The 18,904-nt window shown below is 39.5% G+C and carries 16 protein-coding genes; 9 read left to right on the top strand and 7 right to left on the bottom strand.

Going from position 1 to position 18,904, the window contains the following annotated elements:
- Nucleotides 1–73: 73 nt before the first annotated feature.
- The 3 genes from dacC to FTU22_RS06100 form a co-directional block, all read right to left on the bottom strand.
- Nucleotides 74–1,222, bottom strand: a complete 1,149-nt coding sequence (dacC, locus tag FTU22_RS06090; RefSeq protein WP_111884220.1) for a D-alanyl-D-alanine carboxypeptidase PBP5/6 — start codon at nt 1,220–1,222, stop codon at nt 74–76.
- 118 nt (nt 1,223–1,340) lie between these two features.
- Complete coding sequence (locus FTU22_RS06095) at nt 1,341–1,727, bottom strand: MCR_0457 family protein (RefSeq protein ID WP_180093506.1); 387 nt, start codon at nt 1,725–1,727, stop codon at nt 1,341–1,343.
- A gap of 228 nt (nt 1,728–1,955) precedes the next feature.
- Nucleotides 1,956–2,330 carry an MCR_0457 family protein gene (locus tag FTU22_RS06100; protein WP_111884222.1) on the bottom strand — a complete coding sequence of 125 codons (375 nt, stop codon included), beginning with the start codon at nt 2,328–2,330 and terminating at the stop codon, nt 1,956–1,958.
- A 116-nt stretch (nt 2,331–2,446) separates the two neighbouring features.
- Between FTU22_RS06100 and surE the strand changes: the two genes are divergently transcribed.
- The 3 genes from surE to FTU22_RS06115 all read left to right on the top strand — a co-directional run bounded on the left by surE (nt 2,447) and on the right by FTU22_RS06115 (nt 5,187).
- Complete coding sequence (surE, locus tag FTU22_RS06105) at nt 2,447–3,220, top strand: 5'/3'-nucleotidase SurE (protein WP_111884223.1); 774 nt, start codon at nt 2,447–2,449, stop codon at nt 3,218–3,220.
- Nucleotides 3,221–3,334: 114 nt separating this feature from the next.
- Nucleotides 3,335–4,165: a peptidoglycan DD-metalloendopeptidase family protein gene (locus FTU22_RS06110; protein ID WP_180093650.1), complete on the top strand. Its 831-nt coding sequence runs from the start codon at nt 3,335–3,337 to the stop codon at nt 4,163–4,165.
- A 92-nt stretch (nt 4,166–4,257) separates the two neighbouring features.
- Complete coding sequence (locus FTU22_RS06115; RefSeq protein WP_111884224.1) at nt 4,258–5,187, top strand: LysR family transcriptional regulator; 930 nt, start codon at nt 4,258–4,260, stop codon at nt 5,185–5,187.
- 69 nt (nt 5,188–5,256) lie between these two features.
- Here the strand turns inward: FTU22_RS06115 and FTU22_RS06120 are convergent, their stop codons facing one another.
- On the bottom strand, nt 5,257–6,468 hold the full coding sequence (locus FTU22_RS06120) for an aspartate aminotransferase family protein (protein ID WP_180093508.1): 1,212 nt from the start codon (nt 6,466–6,468) through the stop codon (nt 5,257–5,259).
- A 198-nt stretch (nt 6,469–6,666) separates the two neighbouring features.
- Here FTU22_RS06120 and grxD point away from each other — a divergent pair, with 198 nt between their 5' ends.
- Complete coding sequence (gene grxD, locus FTU22_RS06125) at nt 6,667–7,008, top strand: Grx4 family monothiol glutaredoxin (RefSeq protein WP_067762767.1); 342 nt, start codon at nt 6,667–6,669, stop codon at nt 7,006–7,008.
- A gap of 182 nt (nt 7,009–7,190) precedes the next feature.
- Here grxD and FTU22_RS06130 read toward each other — a convergent pair whose 3' ends face one another.
- Entirely contained in the window at nt 7,191–9,839 is a 2,649-nt protein-coding gene (locus FTU22_RS06130) for a Lon protease family protein (RefSeq protein ID WP_373886244.1), read from the bottom strand.
- Between the two features lie 205 nt (nt 9,840–10,044).
- Between FTU22_RS06130 and FTU22_RS06135 the strand changes: the two genes are divergently transcribed.
- The 5 genes from FTU22_RS06135 to rpmE all read left to right on the top strand — a co-directional run bounded on the left by FTU22_RS06135 (nt 10,045) and on the right by rpmE (nt 14,955).
- Nucleotides 10,045–12,189: an MFS transporter gene (locus FTU22_RS06135; protein ID WP_180093512.1), complete on the top strand. Its 2,145-nt coding sequence runs from the start codon at nt 10,045–10,047 to the stop codon at nt 12,187–12,189.
- 197 nt (nt 12,190–12,386) lie between these two features.
- A complete protein-coding gene (gloA, locus tag FTU22_RS06140) occupies nt 12,387–12,788 on the top strand; it encodes a lactoylglutathione lyase (protein WP_078190168.1) in 402 nt (133 codons plus the stop codon).
- Between the two features lie 223 nt (nt 12,789–13,011).
- A complete protein-coding gene (locus FTU22_RS06145) occupies nt 13,012–13,986 on the top strand; it encodes a bile acid:sodium symporter family protein (protein ID WP_180093514.1) in 975 nt (324 codons plus the stop codon).
- 56 nt (nt 13,987–14,042) lie between these two features.
- Nucleotides 14,043–14,513 carry a hypothetical protein gene (locus tag FTU22_RS06150; RefSeq protein WP_180093516.1) on the top strand — a complete coding sequence of 157 codons (471 nt, stop codon included), beginning with the start codon at nt 14,043–14,045 and terminating at the stop codon, nt 14,511–14,513.
- Between the two features lie 217 nt (nt 14,514–14,730).
- Nucleotides 14,731–14,955 (top strand): 50S ribosomal protein L31, encoded by a 225-nt coding sequence (rpmE, locus tag FTU22_RS06155; RefSeq protein ID WP_078190165.1) that lies wholly within the window; start codon nt 14,731–14,733, stop codon nt 14,953–14,955.
- 84 nt (nt 14,956–15,039) lie between these two features.
- On the opposite strand, the gene FTU22_RS06160 is transcribed toward rpmE, so the two are convergent.
- Together FTU22_RS06160 and FTU22_RS06165 are read right to left on the bottom strand one after the other, a co-directional pair.
- Nucleotides 15,040–17,169 (bottom strand): EAL domain-containing protein, encoded by a 2,130-nt coding sequence (locus FTU22_RS06160; RefSeq protein ID WP_180093518.1) that lies wholly within the window; start codon nt 17,167–17,169, stop codon nt 15,040–15,042.
- Nucleotides 17,151–18,896 carry a GTPase gene (locus FTU22_RS06165; RefSeq protein WP_180093520.1) on the bottom strand — a complete coding sequence of 582 codons (1,746 nt, stop codon included), beginning with the start codon at nt 18,894–18,896 and terminating at the stop codon, nt 17,151–17,153. The genes FTU22_RS06160 and FTU22_RS06165 overlap by 19 nt, the downstream gene beginning before the upstream one ends.
- Nucleotides 18,897–18,904: the final 8 nt, after the last annotated feature.

Below are 18,904 nucleotides of genomic sequence, written 5' to 3' on the forward strand. Positions count from 1 at the left end.
ATAAAATAAAAAAGCACCTAGACCGAAATCTAGATGCTTTCACTTTAGTCTTAATATCGAGTTTTCATCAAACTTAGAATAAGTTGCTAAAGAATTGTTTGATGTGATCAATCATTTTTGCAAAGAAACCAGCTTCTTCAACATTTTGTAGAGCTACAAGTGGTTTTTCAGCAATGACTTTGCCATTAAGCGTTGCAACGTATTTACCAACCACTTGACCTTGTTTTAAAGGAGCAGTCAATTTAGGTTGAACAACCAATTGAGTTTTAATGGCGTTCGCTTCGCCTTTAGGCATCGTCACGTTAAAGTTTTCAGCTAGACCTACTTGAACTTGATTGTCTTTACCGTACCAAACTTTTGCTTTTGCAAGCACTTGTTTAGCAGGTTGAACTTTTACAGTTTCAAAGTTTGCATAACCCCAAGCTAAAATTTCACGTGTTTGAGATGCACGTTCGTTCATGCTTGGCGCACCAAAGATCACTGAAATTAAACGTAAAGGACCACGTTTAGCTGAAGTCGTTAAGCAATAGCCCGCTTCTTCAGTATGACCAGTTTTTAAACCATCTACACTTGGGTCAGTATAAAGCAGGGCATTACGGTTTCCTTGCTTAATGCCATTGAACGTAAATTCTTTTTCAGAATAGATCGGATAGTATTTTGAACTGTCATGAATGATATGTTGCGCTAGAGTCGCCATATCTTTGGCAGTCGAGAAATGACCTTCAGCTGGCATACCTGTCGCATTGATGAATTGAGTATTCACCATGCCAATACGTTTCGCTTCTTGGTTCATCATGTGGGCAAAGGTGCCTTCATTGCCAGCAATATGTTCTGCCATAGCTTTAGAAGCGTCGTTACCCGACTGAATGATAATGCCACGTAACATTTCTAATGCAGTTGCAGTACCGTTGAGCGGAACGTACATACATGACTCAGTGCTGCTGCCGCGACACCAAGCCGACTCATTCATACGTACTTTTTCATTTTCAGTTAGTTCACCGCTTAATAACTTTTGCTCAATGATGTAACTGGTCATCATTTTTGTCATTGAAGCAGGAGCTAATTTTTCGTTTTCATTTTTAGAAGCAAGGATTTGCCCTGTCTCATAGTCCATCAGCACATAAGATTTATTATTTAATTCAGGTGGTGCAGAAAGGACAGTTGCCGCGAATGAAAAACTAGGTGCAAGTAGTAATGCGGCAAGGGCGGTTTTTCGGGTCATTCTGGGTGGTTCCAATAACTTAGGTATAAGCACAAAGAGCCTAGCATTTTAGGACAAAGCTAGGCGGACTGCTATGGGGTGCAAGCGCTTATTTTAAAAGTATTGTAACCAATTGGTATTATTTGCTGTAAGCAGTCAATTCTTTGCAAATCGCACCATTTTTCTTATCGCCAGCTTTCTTCGCATCAGACTGCGCTTCTTTTAAAGCGTCTTTAAAACTTTTTTGTTTGCTGAGTTGCTGTAAAGCATTTACTGGGTTCTTTTCATTCGGCATATATTCTTTAGCTAATTTTGCATAACCCGCTTCAAACTTTGGTTGATCTTTGTCATTCACCAATTTTGGGCAGACTTCAGATAGTACATAGATAGCTGCAAGTTCTTGACTGGTCACTTGAGGTGTGGGAGTCACTTCAATTTTTTCATCTGCGGCATGTGCAGACATGGTAATGAAAGCAAAAGCAGAAAGGCTAAGGGCACAAAGAGATTTTACAAAAGAGTTTTTCATTTAAATAACCTGTTAAATAAACTAAAAGATATCAAATAGCTAAAATTTATTTGCCTAGCTTAATCGTATTTCTGGTAGAGATCAGTAGAAAATTGTATTGAAGCTGTTTAAAAATCAATACATTGTGAAAGAAAAAAGGATGAGGCTATAAAGCGTCATCCTTTTTTTTGCAGGTTTGATGCAATAAGGACTAACCTATGGAGAGGACGTCCAAAGCTGAATGATCAATTAACCTTCATAACTTAAAACGTCATCACAAACTGATTTTTGCTCAGCTTTATCAGTTTCTTTAGCAGCTTGACGCGCTTCTTCAAGAACTGATTTATATTCGCTGTCAGACTGTAATTTTTCTAATGTCATTGATTTATCAGAATAATCAGCAAGATATGTTTTAGTGAGTGCTTGAATGTTGGCATCAAATTTTGCATTTTGACCAATAATCGCAGGGCATACTTCTAACATGACTTGTGCAGATGCAATATCTTCTTTTACGATGGTATTGGCTTCTTCTTGAGTGAAGTCATTGTCTGCGACCACAGTTTGAGTCATGCAAGCTGCTAGAGCAAAGCTCAATAAACCACGAAGTGCTACGGTTTTATTCATTTTGTACACACACATTTATGCTGGATGTTGAAATGTAAATATATATAATTATTCATATATTTCAATAAAATGTTCTTGCGAGTCATTTTTAATTTTTTAGTAATGGAAATTTAGTTGTGAATATTTTAATTGCCAATGATGATGGCGTTTTTGCTCCCGGTATCCAAGCTTTAGCACATGCATTGCGTCCTCTCGGTCGTGTGGTGATTGTGGCGCCTGAAAGCGAACGCAGCGGTTTTTCAAGTGCACTGACTTTAGATCGACCATTACGACCTGTCGAAATTGCACCGAATATGTGGGCGGTAAATGGTACACCTGCGGACTGTGTGTATTTATCAATGAATGGCTTGTTCGACTTCGAATTTGATCTGGTGGTGAGTGGAATCAATAGCGGCGCAAATCTAGGTGATGATGTGCTGTATTCAGGGACAGTGGGTGCGGCATTTGAAGGCCGTTTAATGAAACAACCTGCGCTAGCCGTGTCTTTGGCTGGGCCAAATGTGCGTAGTTATAATAACCCAGAAGATTATGCAGTCGCCGCGCAATGGGTGCATGATTTTATTGCCAATGGACTACCCGCGCTACCTGCACGACATATTTTTAATATTAATATTCCAGATGTTGCTGAACTTCAAGGCACCAAAGTGACCTATCAAGGAAGACGTTTACAGTCCAAACCGATTACCAGTCATGTAGACCCGCGTGGTCGTCAAGTCTATTGGATTGGATTGGCAGGCGAGGCAGTGGCAGAGCCTAAGAAAGGCTTAACCGATATCGAGTCAGATTTCTTTGCCGTGGCAAATGGTTATGTCAGTGTAACGCCTATACAAATGGATGCTACAAACTATGAGATTTTGAATAACTTACACGCAGAGTTATCTAAAATTTAAGTATTAGTGTTATAACTTTGTGAAAATGGTTATGCCGCAACTTTTTTAGAGTGGATTTTTGCTAATCTTAGCCCATTCATAATGACTATATTTGAATTATTAGTGAGGAAGATGATGTCCCTGGTGTCACAATATCGCGTTATTACCGCTCCTGCAGCATTATTTAAGACCCTTGTTTTATCTGCTGCGGTTGTTACGACTTTGGTCATGACTGGCTGTGCGTCAAAACCACAAATTAATAATGCGACCCGTTATGCGACTGCTCCGGATTATTATACAGTTCGTTCGGGAGATACTTTAAGTGGCATTGCCGCTCGCTATGGTTTGAGCTATGTCAGCATTGCAGAAATGAACGATATTGCGCAGCCTTATCGCATCTATGTTGGACAATCCATTCGCCTTAAAAATGGCGGCTCACGTCGTACAACGTCTACGCAAGCCATGACTCAAGCGGCACCAATTCAACGCCAAACGATTGCAATGCCAACGCAAACAGCGCCCGTGACTCAAGCTTCAACCACTCCATCGACAGTGACGCGAACTACAGTTCCAACGCCAGTGGTCAGTTCTTCAAGTTTACGTTGGGTGAGTCCAGTATCACGTCCTACGGTATTACAAGGCTATAACTTAGCATCGAATGTGAAAGGAACACGTTACGCAGGTAATACAGGTGATCCTATTTTTGCAGCAGCTGATGGTCAAGTGGTCTATGCCGCCGATGGTCTTAAAGAGTACGGCAATTTAATTTTGGTGAAGCACATTAATGGCTATATCACTGCATATGCACATAACAGTAAAATGAATGTCAAAAGTGGCGATACTGTGAAAGCAGGGCAGCAAATTGGTGAGATGGGTTCATCGGGTACAAACCGTACGATGCTTGAGTTTCAGGTGCGTTTAGATGGTAAACCAATCAATCCAACTTCAGTTTTACCAAATAATTAAATATATAATGCAAAAGCAAAATATCCCCGTATAATACAATGAGTTGCTTTTATCGAAAGATGAAGCTTCTCATAAGTTTATGAGGGAAATTTATGTTAGATCAACTTCGAGCAATGGGTGTCTTTGCTTGCGTTGTGGAAAAAAATTCGTTTAGCGGTGCTGCTCGTGAGTTAGGTATTACCACGAGTGCCGTGAGTCAGCAAATCCGCTCACTAGAGCAGGATATGGAAGTCATTCTTTTACATCGTTCAACACGTAAGTTAAGTTTGACAGAAGCTGGACAAGCTTTTTTTCATAGTTGCCAAGAGATGCTATCTGCCGCAGAGCGCGGCAAAATTCGTATCAATGAACTTCGTGACGACTTAGTCGGTGAATTACGTATTGCATCAACACCAGAACTTTGTGCGAATCATGTGATTCCTGCATTGTCACATTGGATGTCGGCACATCGCGGTTTATCCGTTCATCTAGAAGCAGATAATCAATATATCGACTTAATTGATGGCCGCATTGATATTGCGCTACGAATGAGTTCAAAAATTGATGATCAACAGTTTCATGTGGTGCCATTGGCACATGTTGAACAAGTTCTCGTTGCAGCACCAAGCTATATCAACCAAACCAGTTTAATTACACGACCAGAAGATTTACAAAATCATGATATGGTTCAAATAAATTTGGTTAGAAACTTTCAGCATTTTGCATTTGAAAATGCAGTGACTAAAGAGCAGGTTGCATTGGATGTGCACTCCCGATTTACAACAAATAATGTATTTGCTGCAAAAGCAATGTGTCAACAAGGACATGGCATTGCAAGAATATTATATCTAGATACGCAAAAAGACTTATTAAACGGTTCTCTTGTTGAAGTTTTACCAGAATGGCGTTTACCATCATTTACTCTATATGCGGTGATGTCTAAACGTGATCAACAGCCTACTAAAATTCATCGTTGCCTAGATGCATTAAAATTGTATTTCAGTCAATTACCAGGCGGACGTGTATACCAAGAAGCCTCATAAAAATAAAAAAAATTTGAAGAAGATATAAAAAAAGCCGCAATCAGCGGCTTTTTTTACTTTCGGCACATATTACGCTAGAAAGTTTTTCACCATTTTAACAATGCGTTCAATCAAGATATCCGCTTGTTCTTTATTGATGTTCAGCGTAGGTAATAAACGAATCACAGAGCCTGCTGTTACGTTAATAATCAAGTGATGCTCATCACGTGCAATATTCACAAGTTCGCCACATGCTTTTGGTAATTCAATGCCGACCATTAAACCAAAACCACGAACATTCACGTTTTGCTCTGCAAGTTGCTCTGTGAATTGCTCAACAAGATACGCACCCATATTTGCAGCATTTTCAACAAGGTTTTCCTTTTGAATGGTATCAATCACGGTATAAACCACACGTGAACCTAATGCTGTACCGCTATAAGTTGAACCGTGGTTACCCGCTGTTAAAACCCCAACACCACGACCTTGAGTCATGACTGCGCCAATAGGGAAACCATTACCTAGACCTTTAGCTGTAGTTAGCACATCAGGAACAATATTGGTGTGTTGATACGCAAAGTATTTACCTGTACGACCATTACCTGTTTGCACTTCATCAAGCATCATTAACCAGTTATGTTGATTACAGATACGACGAATTTCTTCGAGGTAGCTAAAACCTTGAGGAGCAGTGTTGACGCCACCTTCGCCTTGGATCGGCTCAACCAAAATCGCTACGATGTCTGGGTGGTGAATTGCAGCTTCTTCAATTGCTTCAATATCACCGAAAGGCACACGAATGAAACCTTCAACCAGTGGGCCAAAACCTTCCTGAACTTTTTTGTTACCTGTTGCAGATAATGTCGCCATGGTACGACCATGGAATGAATGATCAGCAACAATAATTTTAGGGCTTGCAACACCTTGCATATGACCAAATTTACGTGCAATTTTGATTGCACCTTCATTTGATTCTGCACCACTATTTGAGAAGAAAACTTCTTCCATACCCGCAACTTCAGCTAATTTTTGCGCAGCAGCCGTTTGCCAAGGCACTTCAAATAAGTTACTGGTATGAATGAGGGTCGCTGCCTGTTCAGCAATTGCAGCTGTAATTGCAGGATGTGAGTGACCTAAACCACAAACAGCGATCCCTGTCAGTGCGTCTAAGTATTCTGTGCCATCTGCGGTATACAGGTGAGCACCTTGACCTCGGACAAAGCTGATCGGTTGGCGGCCAAATACTGGCATCAAGTGCGATGGTTGATCAGTTTGTACTGGGGCAAGGGTAATGTTATTCATGACTAACTCTAATTTGTCAGGTGATTGAAATAATATAGAGGAGACGCCATATATATATGAGCATCAAGAGGTCTATATAAGCAAAATATGACTCACTTGAAAAGCTGAAATGTAAATAAAACGTGAAATATTGCTTTAGTCATATTGTTTTACTCAGTTTTGGGTATAATGCGAAGCAGATTTATTGAGGATATATCAATGACTGAACAAGCACGCGATACAGAAGCGTTAATTCGTGACCAAATTGCTAAACACGCAGTTCTACTTTACATGAAAGGCACTCCACAGTTTCCACAGTGTGGTTTCTCTGCGCGTGCAGTAGAAGCGCTCAGTCAAATTGGTCGTCCATTTGCTTATGTAAATATTCTTGAAAATCAAGATATTCGCGCAACTCTTCCACAAATTGCAAACTGGCCGACTTTCCCACAATTATGGATCAATGGTGAATTGATCGGTGGTAGTGACATTATGCTTGATATGTTCCAAAAAGGTGAATTACAACCTTTAGTTGAACAATATAGCCCAGCTCCGGAAGCTTAATTGGATATGTATTTGATGATTTTAATCATTGGATACAGATAAAAAATAGCGCCTTTAAGGCGCTTTTTTTATGACTTAATTATCTAAAAAGTCTGGGGTTATGCGTTTTTCCACCATTTCAAAGGCATTTAAAGTGCAATGAATGGTGGAAAAATCAACAAATGAATAATCTAATCGAACATTTATGACGGATTGTCTTCAGTCGGACTTTCTTCAACACGTTGCTCGTTTTCAGCAGTCCCATTTTTAGCAGTACTGTCTTGAGCTTCAGACTTCTTTGCCTTTTTATCTTTGTCCTTTTTTGACTTCTTCTTTTTTTTCTTTTTCTTTGGCTCTTCTTCCTCAAACTCAGCACCATCTTCAATCGCTTGCCAGTATTCAAGTTGCTCCATGACAGCAGCGTAGATTGAGCCTTTGCTATAACGACCTTTTTTATCAAGAGTGCCTACTGGACGCGCCATCAAAATTTCTAGAGCTTGGTCAATGGTATCTATGGCGTGAATATGGAATTGACCTTGTTGCACAGCTTCAATCACATCTTTGCGTAACATTAAGTGCTGCATATTTTGGCGTGGAATAATCACACCTTGCCTGCCTGTTAGCCCTTGTAATTTACATGCATCATAGAAGCCTTCAATCTTGGCATTTACACCACCAATCGGTTGAACTTGACCCAATTGGTTCATAGAGCCAGTGATTGCCCATGATTGATCGATCGGTAATTGGCTAATAGCGGAAATAAGAGCTGAAAGCTCTGCAACAGTTGCGCTGTCGCCATCTACTTGGCCATAGCTTTGCTCAAAGGCAAGGGCAGCAGAAAAATGTAAAATTTGTTCACGACCAAAGTGTGCCTTTAAGAAACTCGACATCAGCAGGACGCCTTTGGCATGTAAAGAACCACCGAGTTCTACACTACGCTCGATATCTAAAATATCGCCGCCACCTTGATAAACCGAAGCCGTTAAACGTGACGGTAAACCAAATTCAACATCAGCATATTGAATCACAGAGAGGGCGTTAATCTGCCCGAATCGATGACCTTTGGTTTCGATTAACTGTGTACCGCGAGTAAGATCTTGCCAATATAATTCACGTAAGTAGCCTAGACGGTATTTACGATGATCAAGAGCGGTGTTGATATGTGTTTCTGTCACCATTTTATCGCCAGCAAGTGCTGCATGATGATGTGCTTCACGAATCAAATCACCTAAGGTGAGGGCATGTAATGACAAAGAGCTTTGATCTTCAGCTTGACGACTTGAATCAGTTAACAGTGCAGCAAGTGCTGTACGGTCAAACGGCAGAAGTTTGTCTGTTTGCACATAATCAGCAATTAGCTGCATATATGCCTGCTCATTAATGTCATTACGTTGTAATGTATCGGTAAAATCGGCACGAATTTTAAAGACACTGCCCAGTTCTGGTTCGAGTTCTAAAATATCGTAATAAATATCAGGTTCAGCAAGTAGGATCACTTTGATATTTAAATCAATAGCTTCAGGTTCAATCGAAATACTGCCAGTCAGTGTAAGCATATGTTCAAGTGAAGACAGCTTTAAATGTCCTGACTTTAATGCACGTTTTAGACCTTGCCATGCATAAGGCTGCTCTAAAAGTTGTTCTGCTTCCAAGATAAGGAATCCACCATTGGCCTTATGCAACGCACCGGGACGGATTAACGTAAAGTCTGTGGTGATGGTGCCATTTTGGGTCAGTTGTTCGACATGACCTAGCAAATTGTAATGGGTTGGGAAATCTTCAAAAATAACGGGCGCACCAGCATTTGGTTTGTGTGTGGCGATAATGTTAGCTTGGTAGCGAGATGGCACGCGGTTAAATAGGCCAGGTGTAAAGTCATCTTCTTCTTGCTCAAGCACAAACTCAACATTTTGAATGATGTCATCTGCATATTGCTTCAGATAATCTTCCAAGCCTTCAACCATGCTGAATTTATTTTGAATTAGATCAATACGCGGCATGACGACTTGTTTAGCAATTTCACGGTTTAAAACCTGAACTTTATCGCGTGCGTCATCTTCAAGATCACCAAGATGTAGACCAAGGCGTTCAAGTTTTTTATCCATATAACGGACGTTTGACGCAATTTCAGCTCGTTGTTTACTGCTTAGTGCATTGATGTCTTCTTTGGACATTTCTTGGTATTTGTTATCGACCAAATGCACGGGAACGAAACAATGATCATCATCCTGAGAAATCAGTTTAAGATCGAGCTCTTCACCTTCTCGGGTTAATTCAACTAAAGCAAGATGTTGTTCATCACCAGCATGTTGGCGAATCATTTCAATGCGATTGTGATAGGTTTCTGCGGTGAAGCGACGTTCAAGCTGTTTTAATATGGTTTGCCAACTTTGATGTAATAACGCTTGAAATTTTGTCGCTTGACCAGAAGGAAGTTTCAGCGCAATCGGTTCACGCGGAAACTTGAAATTATTGACATACACCCAGTCTGAAGGCGTTGGCATATTTTTAGCGTGTTGTTGTAATAAGCGCTTAATCATGGTGCGCTTACCTAAGCCTGCGGTACCTACAGCAAAAATGTTATAGCCTGAATAGGGCAATGCAATGCCAGCTTCAACCGAAGCACGGGCACGATCTTGTCCTAAAAAGTCATTGAGTGGTTTGATCCGCTTGGTAGACGTCGGTATTTTTTTAAGCTCAGGCGTATGCGTCAGCTGAAGCGGCTGCAACTGGGTTTTAGTTAAAGTATTCTGTATTTCGGGTTGATCAAAAGCACTCTTTAGTGTCGTTACTGTTTCTGCTAAGTTTTTTGTGTTGGTTTCATTAATGGTGGTTGATAAAGAAGAGTGAATTTGTTCAAGTCGCTGGGTCACTGTTGAATCCAAAAAACTAAAGAATAGAGATATGTAATTAAGGTATACAGGTTTAATTCCAAAGATCAAGCAACAGCATGCGAAATATCGATAAAATAAAACAATGATTTCATAAATGTTGTTGAAACCGTTGTCATTAAGCGCTTGAATAGCAACATTCGATTTTGACAAAAATAACTGAGTCATGACAACACAAGCTTCAGGATGGAAATCTGCTTTTACTGCATTTTTAGACCGACGTGCGCTGATTATGCTTTTTCTTGGCTTTTCGGCCGGTATCCCAATTTTACTGATCTTTTCCAGTTTATCGCTTTGGTTAGGTGAAGCAGGAATTGATAAAAGTGCAGTGACTTTTTTTAGTTGGGCAGCGCTTGGCTACTCATTTAAGTTTGTTTGGGCGCCATTAATTGATGAGTTGCCTGTGCCATTTTTAACTAAACAACTCGGACGGCGCCGTGCATGGTTGTTGATCGCTCAAGTTCTCATTATCTGTGCAATTTGTATCATGGCATTTTCAGACCCAGCTTTAGGACAAAGCTATATTTACCAAATGGCTGCTGGCGCTGTATTGCTAGGTTTTTCTGCCGCAACGCAAGACATTGTGATTGATGCTTATCGTATTGAGTTGGCAGAAACTGAAATGCAGACCGTTTTAGCTTCGACTTACAATGCAGGTTATCGTATCGGCATGATCGTGGCAGGTGCAGGGGCGCTATTTTTGGCTGCATATTTAGGCACGGCCAAAGGTAACTATATTTATGAAGCTTGGAAATATACTTACCTTGCAATGGCTGCTGTGATGGCTATCGGTATTATCACAACTTTATCGATACGTGAGCCGCATGTTGACCGTGTACAAAAGCATTATAAACGGACCGACTATTATCGTTTAGTCGCTGTATTCTTTGCTGCCGTGGTTGCCTTTGTCTTGAGTTATATCTATTCAGGTGTGGCAGTTGAAAGCTTGAAAGAACAGTGGCAAATTTCAGACTCATTTGCATTGTTCTGTTTAGAGGCTGTGCGTTTTATTGGTTCAGCTGTGGTTGCTTTTGGTGTCGGTTCAGTTTTAGTGAAATCGGGTGCTGTAAATAAGCAGATGGCATTTGAAACTTGGGTTAATCCAGTTGCAGATTTCTTTAAGCGTTATGGTCTAAAACTGGCTTTAGTGCTGTTGTTACTCATAGGTTTTTACCGTATTTCCGATATTATCGCCGGCGTCATTTCCAATGTATTTTATCAAGATTTAAACTTCACCAAAGAGCAAATTGCTGAAGCTGTAAAAGTCTATGGTGTGATATTTAGCTTGGTTGGCGGCTTCCTTGGCGGTTTGCTAGCGCAGCGCATGAACATTATGAAATTGATGTTTGTTGGTGCGATTTTAGCAAGTTCAACAAACTTGATTTTTATCGGTCTGGTCAAATCAGGTCAGCCATTAAGCGATGTCACTGTAAATGTAGCAGGGCAGCAATATACAGCGACGCCGGATGACACGGGAGCTTGGGCAGTTCAAATTCCAAAAGCAGTCTTGGCGGCTGATCAAAATATTCAGGTCAGTGCGGATTATCAGTCGAAGAATCAACATCCAGTACAGGTGAGTTTGCCGTATCTGAATAATGCTTTTTCAAACTCAGCAATGATGTTGCTGCCAGTGACTTCAGATAACACGATTTCAGCTCAAGAGACTGCGAATAGTATCGTGGTTCGTGGACAATACTTGGCAGGCGAGTTAAAAGAAAATCAAAAAATTCAAATTATTCTGGATGCTAAACCATTCGACACAAAGCTTGATAAAACTGGTGTATTTAGTGCTGCAATTCCAGGACAAGCGCTCGAAACAGCAAAGCAAAAAACACTAACGGCTCAATTACTAGAAAATGATGTAGTGAAAAAGAGTGTCGATTTAACGTATCAAGTGAATACATCGACGAATATGGCGGGTGTGCTTGGTGTTGATATTCAACCGATTAATTTGGCAAGTGCTGAACAGAATGTGGACATCAAAGGTAAGGTCATTAAGCCTTACAGTTCGCTTTGGTTATATTTCGCGATTATTGTTGATAACTTGGCTTCTGGTCTTGCTGGTGCGGCATTTATTGCATTTTTATCGAGCTTAACCAGTGTTTCTTTCACAGCTGTTCAATATGCCATCTTTAGTTCATTAATGACCTTAACCCCTAAAATTTTAGGCGGTTACTCTGGTACGATTGTGACCAATATCGGTTATCCAAACTTTTTCTTGATGACGACTTTAATTGGTATTCCGATTTTAATTTTAGTGGTTTGGGTCGCCAAACTATTGAGAGAACATGAACAAAAATCCAATTCATAATTCAATTTAACTTGAAAAAGCCTATTCAGTTTGAGTGGGCTTTTTTATTCTAAGCTACTAAATAGCCTAAGTATATCTGTGGTTTTAGACAAGGATATTTGAAATAAGCGGGTATATGCGTTCTAGACTTAAATTGAACTTTGTATGTTAAATCCCTATAGTATTCAAACATAATGATAGATTTAGGAAACTCGATTATGCGCATGCTGCATACCATGTTACGTGTAGGCAATTTAGAGCGTTCATTGGCGTTCTATACTGAAGTACTCGGTATGACTTTGCTTCGTAAGCGTGATTATGAAGAAGGTCGTTTTACTTTGGCATTTGTGGGCTATGGTGATGAAGAAAATCATACCGTACTCGAGTTAACGCATAACTGGGATACAGATAGTTATGAATTGGGTAACGCTTATGGGCATATTGCTATTGCAGTAGATGATGCCTACAAGGCTTGTGAAGAAATTAAAGCACGTGGCGGAAACGTGGTACGTGAAGCAGGACCAATGAAAGGTGGTGTGACCGTCATTGCCTTTGTTGAAGATCCCGATGGCTATAAAATTGAGTTGATCCAACAAGACTCAAATGCACGAAATAATTAATCTGCAATTATTCATTTAAAGTCATATGTAATGCTGAATATTCTTATTTATAAATTTTTTTGCGTTGAGCTCACTATCAACGTTTAAAATAATGAATATATCGGAGAAAAGCTGGCTTTATTTATATGGCCCAGTAAGATGAAATTTACTCAATGGTAAATTTAGCTTATTGGGCATTTTTGTGCCGATCAGCTTTAAAGGGAAATTTGTACAGGATGTTGTTATGCTAAAAATGTTGGCTTTGGATCGTTTTACCATTCTACTTTTTGTAATGGTTATACTTGCGACTTTTTTGCCTGTCAGTGGTCAAGCTGCAGAAATTTTTGGCTATATTACAACGGCTGCAATTGCCATTTTATTTTTTCTACATGGTGCAAAGTTATCTCGTGAGGCTGTGGTTGAAGGCATAATGCATTGGAAGTTACATGCTTTAGTTTTTGCTTTTACCTTTGCATTATTTCCATTATTGGGTTTAATGGCGAAACCAATCCTCGTGCCGATGTTAGGGCAAGAGTTGTATTGGGGCTTTTTGTTTATGTGCTTTTTACCTTCGACAGTACAGTCTTCCATTGCATTTACTTCGGTAGCACAGGGTAATGTTGCTGGTGCAGTCTGTAGTGCATCATTTTCAAATATTATTGGTATGTTTATTACCCCAGTGATGGTGGCCTATTTTATTCTCGGTCAGTCACAACATAACTACGATCCGACAGCATCTATTATTCAAATTACGCTGTTATTACTGATTCCCTTCATTTTAGGGCAGCTCCTCCGTCCTTGGGTGTTTCCTTATATGAAGAAAATGCCAAAAATCGTGAAGGTATTTGATCAGGGCTCAATTTTGATGGTGGTCTATGGTGCATTCAGTAGTGCGGTGGTGGCAGGGCTTTGGCATCAAGTAAGTGGTATAACCTTATTCCTGTTGATTGTGGCGTGCTCTGTCTTGTTAACGATCATTATGTTATTGGCGCTATACGTACCGCGTTGGTTGGGCTTTAGTCGAGCTGATCAAAAGACGATTTTCTTTTGTGGCTCTAAAAAAACCTTGGCGAGTGGTGTGCCCATGGCACAAATTCTCTTTATTGGTCAGCCGATGGGGATGATAGTTTTACCAATTATGATCTTTCACCAAATTCAGTTGATGGTCTGTGGTGTGATTGCCAACCTTTGGGCAAAACAGAGCCGTGGGCAAAAGTAAGGGCGAGATGAATAGGTCCTTTTAAAATACCTTATATAGATGAAAAGAAAAAAATCGTGAAAATTAAAACAGGTTTCTTCATTTTATTCTTCGGTATGAACACAGTCGTTCATGCTCAAGAGGATTTATCTTTAAATAGTAACCGTGATGTCATTGAAAAAATGCCGCTCATCAGCCTACAGCCCATGTTGGATTTTTGTCGTGATCGACAACCACAGATGAATACGGAATTAGATCAGGCTTATCAAGCTGCCAAGCTAAAATTAATTGCTGCGGTTCAGGCTGTCCGTTTTAATGGTGTAGAGCCATTAAAAGCAAAAGATGTTGATCTGTCAGTCGATGCACAATTTAAACAGCAGCTTCAAGGTATGTTAGAGGGCATGAGCAGATCATTACAGTCAGTAAATGCAGCGACGTTTTGTCCTGCATTTATTGAAAAATTAAAGCATTTTGATCAAGCCCAATTTCAGCGTACAGTCGAATTACAATATCAGAAATATTTAGAGCAAGCTCAACCTAAAGAGTAGAGCGATTCAGCCTTGAATATCTATTTATTAACATTAAAAAATCAGCTATAATTTGCCTCAACTTGTTGTGCTTAGCTCTGACGGTATCCGTCTCGGTGGGCCAAAAGAATGGTCTGTTATGGTGTTGGTCTGCTTTTTTAAGCCTTCCTTGTAGTGATGCAAGAGTGATCAATTGCGATGACAGCTAAACCTTCTTAAATCTTAGGAGTAATCGACGATGCGCGCCGATATTCACCCAAAATATGAAACTTTAGTTGCTACATGTTCATGCGGTAACGTAATTGAAACTCGTTCAGCTCTTGGTAAAGAAACTATTTACCTAGACGTATGTTCTGCTTGCCACCCATTCTACACTGGTAAACAGAAAAGCGTTGACACTGGCGGTCGTATCGACAAATTCAAACAACGTTTTGCTGGTATGTCACGTTCTATCAAACGTTAATATCCAAAACGAAAAAACGGGCTTTATGCCCGTTTTTTTTGTGCCGATAAAAAGATAAACCTTAAATCGGCAATGTTCAGAACCTTATTGGTCCTGAACATCGATGAGATGGTCGAGTTTCTTCTGGAAATAATCACCTTGAATAAAACGAGCTTCTACATTCCAAGCATTGGCAAACAGTGTCATGTCATTTAATTCACGTAGCATGATTTCAACAGTTTTGATTTCATGATAAGTGGTAATTTTTTCTTGCAGCTCTTGGCATGACTTGTCGTTTGCAAGCATTTGGGTCAAGCTTGAATCTAGTGTTAAGCAGTGAACATCCATTTGACGTAATAATGATTCACTAAACATCGAATGACCAAAATTACGTAAAGCCAGTTCGGCACCATTTTTACGAAGTTCAATAAATGCTTTTTGAGCGGCATCGATATTGAGCTGAATGTCTTCTTCTGCAAATTGTAAAATTAACGGATTTTTCAATTTACTACGAATAATCGTAATCAGTTTCGAAATAAACTCAGGGAAGGTGCGGTCGTTATATAGCACTTCTTTGTTGAGGTTAACGATTAATTTCGCTTCAGGGAACTGAGTGATGAAGTTGTGTAGTTGTTTACACGATTCAACTAAGATCCAACGATCCAATTTAATGGAAAGCTCAGAGTCTTCAGCCAACTCACGTAGTTGGGCGATATCTTTCCATTTATTTTCAAAAATAAAGCCGCTGGTTACTTCATAAGTATAAAGATGTGAATCTTCTTTATCATACAGTTGCTGATATTTAAGATGAATTTCACCGCGTTCTAAGCAGTTGCGAAGGGCCTTAATAACAGGAGCTTCATCACTAACGACAATCGGCGCAATTTGTGCTTCTGGTGTACCGAAATCCAAACTTGGTATGTCAATTTCTAATGGAATAGTTAAATCGATTTCAGGTGCTTGTTGGTTGGTTGGTAGCGCAGTATTAAAGGCTTTCGCAATAAAGGTATCAAAATGTGCTTCATCACGAATATCGCTGTCTAAAACACTGTATCCTATGCGTAAATTTAATGGATAAGTTTCATTGTTTACACTCAGTAATTGAGGTTTGCTCAGGGTGTTAAGACCAATCAACTTAGACTCAAGTTTGAGCTGATTATCCGCTTGGAATAAGGCAACGATTGCACCATTATCTAAACTAAATAATGGAGCATGAGTCTGATCTTTCAAGAAGTCTTTAATATTGGTGAAATAGCTCTTATAAGTATTCCAATCTTTTTGAAAAATCGCATCAGAACAAGAAGCCAATGTAAATAGAACCAATGCATTTACATTACCAGGTTGCTGGCCAATGGTGCGGTTGAGTTGTTGAAATGCTTTTGGTTTTTGTGGGCTAGCTTCAACTGGAGCGTTGCTTACAGCATTGCTGCTTTGACTGCCAATTTCAATTGCGAGCTGTAAAGCATCTTCTTCAGCCGCGGCAATAAATTCGAGTTTTAGTGGGTTTTGCCCAGCCACTGCGATATTTTGCGAAACAAGATCAAAACGTCCTAAATCGAGCTGTCCTTGGCTGATTTTTTTAAAGCGTTGCTTAAAGTCGTTGAGGTCAGTAGGTTGTAATAGATCGAGTAAAGGCAGACCAATTACATCATCTTCATTTTTTAGACCAAACAAAGTGAGATATTCAGCATTGGCTTGAATGTGAATGCCTTCTTGAATCACGGCAACCGCTTTACGACTATCTTCAACTAAAGACTGGGTTTGGATTTGAGCTGTTTCGAGCTCTTCCATTAAATGTTGCTGCGATTGTTGTAGGCGACTAAAGGATAAAGCACGGATTAAACCAAAATAGAAACTCTCAGGTTCAGCAATATCGACAATGTCATAAATCCCTTTTTTGACTAAACTTGCATATTGTTCTGCTTGATAGTCTTCGGGTTTAAGTAAAATAATCGGTAAATTCGGTTGGCTCGATAGTTGAACTAAACTTAAAGCTTGTTCATATTTTAAATCATAAGCACGTCCAAAAATGATCAAGTCCCAATTGAGATTCAGCTGTTTTTCGAAATTTTGTAAATCATCAAGTAATATGGCATGAACTTGATGTTCGCTGTCTGTCAATAAATCACGTATCTGGTTAAAACGTATTTGATTATCATCAATAATGAGTAATCGAGTTTCCGTACGTTTTAGTTTTTTGGATAGTAATGGATTTCTCACTTTAATGCTTCCCATAAGTCGTTATTTTTGATCTCATTGCTCTGTTTCGCAATATAGTCTTTAACGACATTTTCTTGCTCTTCATTCAATAATTCATATTCAAAGCGAATAAAGCTTTGTGTCACCAACTGCGCTTTGGTGAGATAGACTTTGATGTCTTCTTTGCCTAAGCGAAGGTGGATCGTTTGTTTCTCTCGGAAGAGATTTGCCCCAGGTAAAATTAAGGTCGTAGACACTTGATCAAGTTGTGTGGTCTGTACCAATAAAGCAGGTTGATGATTTGTTGTATTGCGGTCGGTACGAATATGGGCTGAACATGGATACAAATCTTGAGCCAGTACTTCGAGACCCAATTCCAAACTTTTTTCAGTCGATTGTTTGATCCAACGAACAACACCGCCACGCCATTGGCTTTGAGCATTTTCTTGGATCAAAATAAATTCGCCGGTTTTTAAATTGGCTGGGGTAGGGCCAGTCCATTTAATGCGATAACCATTCACACTAATATCTAATACGTCAGCAGTATGAATCTGTTTTGCTTCACGATCTAGCGCTTTCGCATTAGTCATGCCTGTTGGCATATTTGAATCATGCGAATTGACAAAAGAGGCTTCATTGTGGAATTGATAATTGCCTTCCAAATCTAAAGTTTCGTGGAAGTTTTTACCTTTAGAGAGATAGAAATGCGCCACCATTAAGCTAAAGCAAATATTAATTTGCGCAGAATATTCATAACGTTCATGACGGCGTTCAGTGTTGTTGGTCAAAATATTATGAATATGGAAATATAGTGCTGGAGTTAAAAATAACTTTTCATTTTTAGATAAATAATTGGCATTTCTAGTTTGCGTTTCGGTCAAATGATCGAGCAAGTTTTGCGTTGAAATGTATACATTGGCTTGATAAGACCGATCTTGTTTTGAGTTATAAATCGGTGGGTGATCTTTTTTCGTGTCTACAACATAGCGTGAAAGCGTGGTTTCTTTCGGTAGGATTTGAACCAATTTTGCCCAGTCAAAGCTACATAAATACAAACCTTGGATTTCAGCAGGGCGAATCTGATGATTATTGAAAATATCTAATAAGATTAATTGTGCATAAGCTTGAGCAATATTTGCAATTTGATGTTGAGTGCCCAGTAACTGATTGACATTACTTTGATAGAAATTGTGTTCAATGGCACATTCAATCAGTTGATGTGCCGCAATCCATTGACCTGCAGTCGGTGTGGCATACAACATATGTTGTTGATACAACAACAGTGTCAGTTGTTGCAATCCATAGTAAATCGACGCAATTCGAGCGGTTTGTAAGCTTTTTTTATGGCCGAATGAAAAAATCGAAAACTTTTGTTGATTGAGCTGCTGATTACATCGTTTGGCAATATCAATATAGATTTTGGCAAAGTGACTACGTAAAAGCATCGCTAATTCAATGATTTGATCATTACGATCCGTGGTAATGAGGCTTTGATTGGTAAAGTGTTTTTCTAAGCTTGTGAGCACACTTTCCATAGTCGGATGTAAAATTTGAACCAAATCAAAACGTAACATCTCTTGGCATTTCAGCTCGGAGATTTCAAGTAAGGCATTGAATAAAGCTTTAGATGAGGTACCCAATTGTAAAATTGAAATACCGTTTAACCACTCTTGTAGACCTTTAGCATTGGTCGGACAAAAGCTTAATTTATCCAGCTTTAATTCAGTCGGATTGTAAAACGTATCTGAAGTATGCGTGGTCATCTTTATTA

This window comes from Acinetobacter sp. YH12076, assembly GCF_013419525.1.
In the GTDB taxonomy this organism is placed as follows: domain Bacteria; phylum Pseudomonadota; class Gammaproteobacteria; order Pseudomonadales; family Moraxellaceae; genus Acinetobacter; species Acinetobacter amyesii.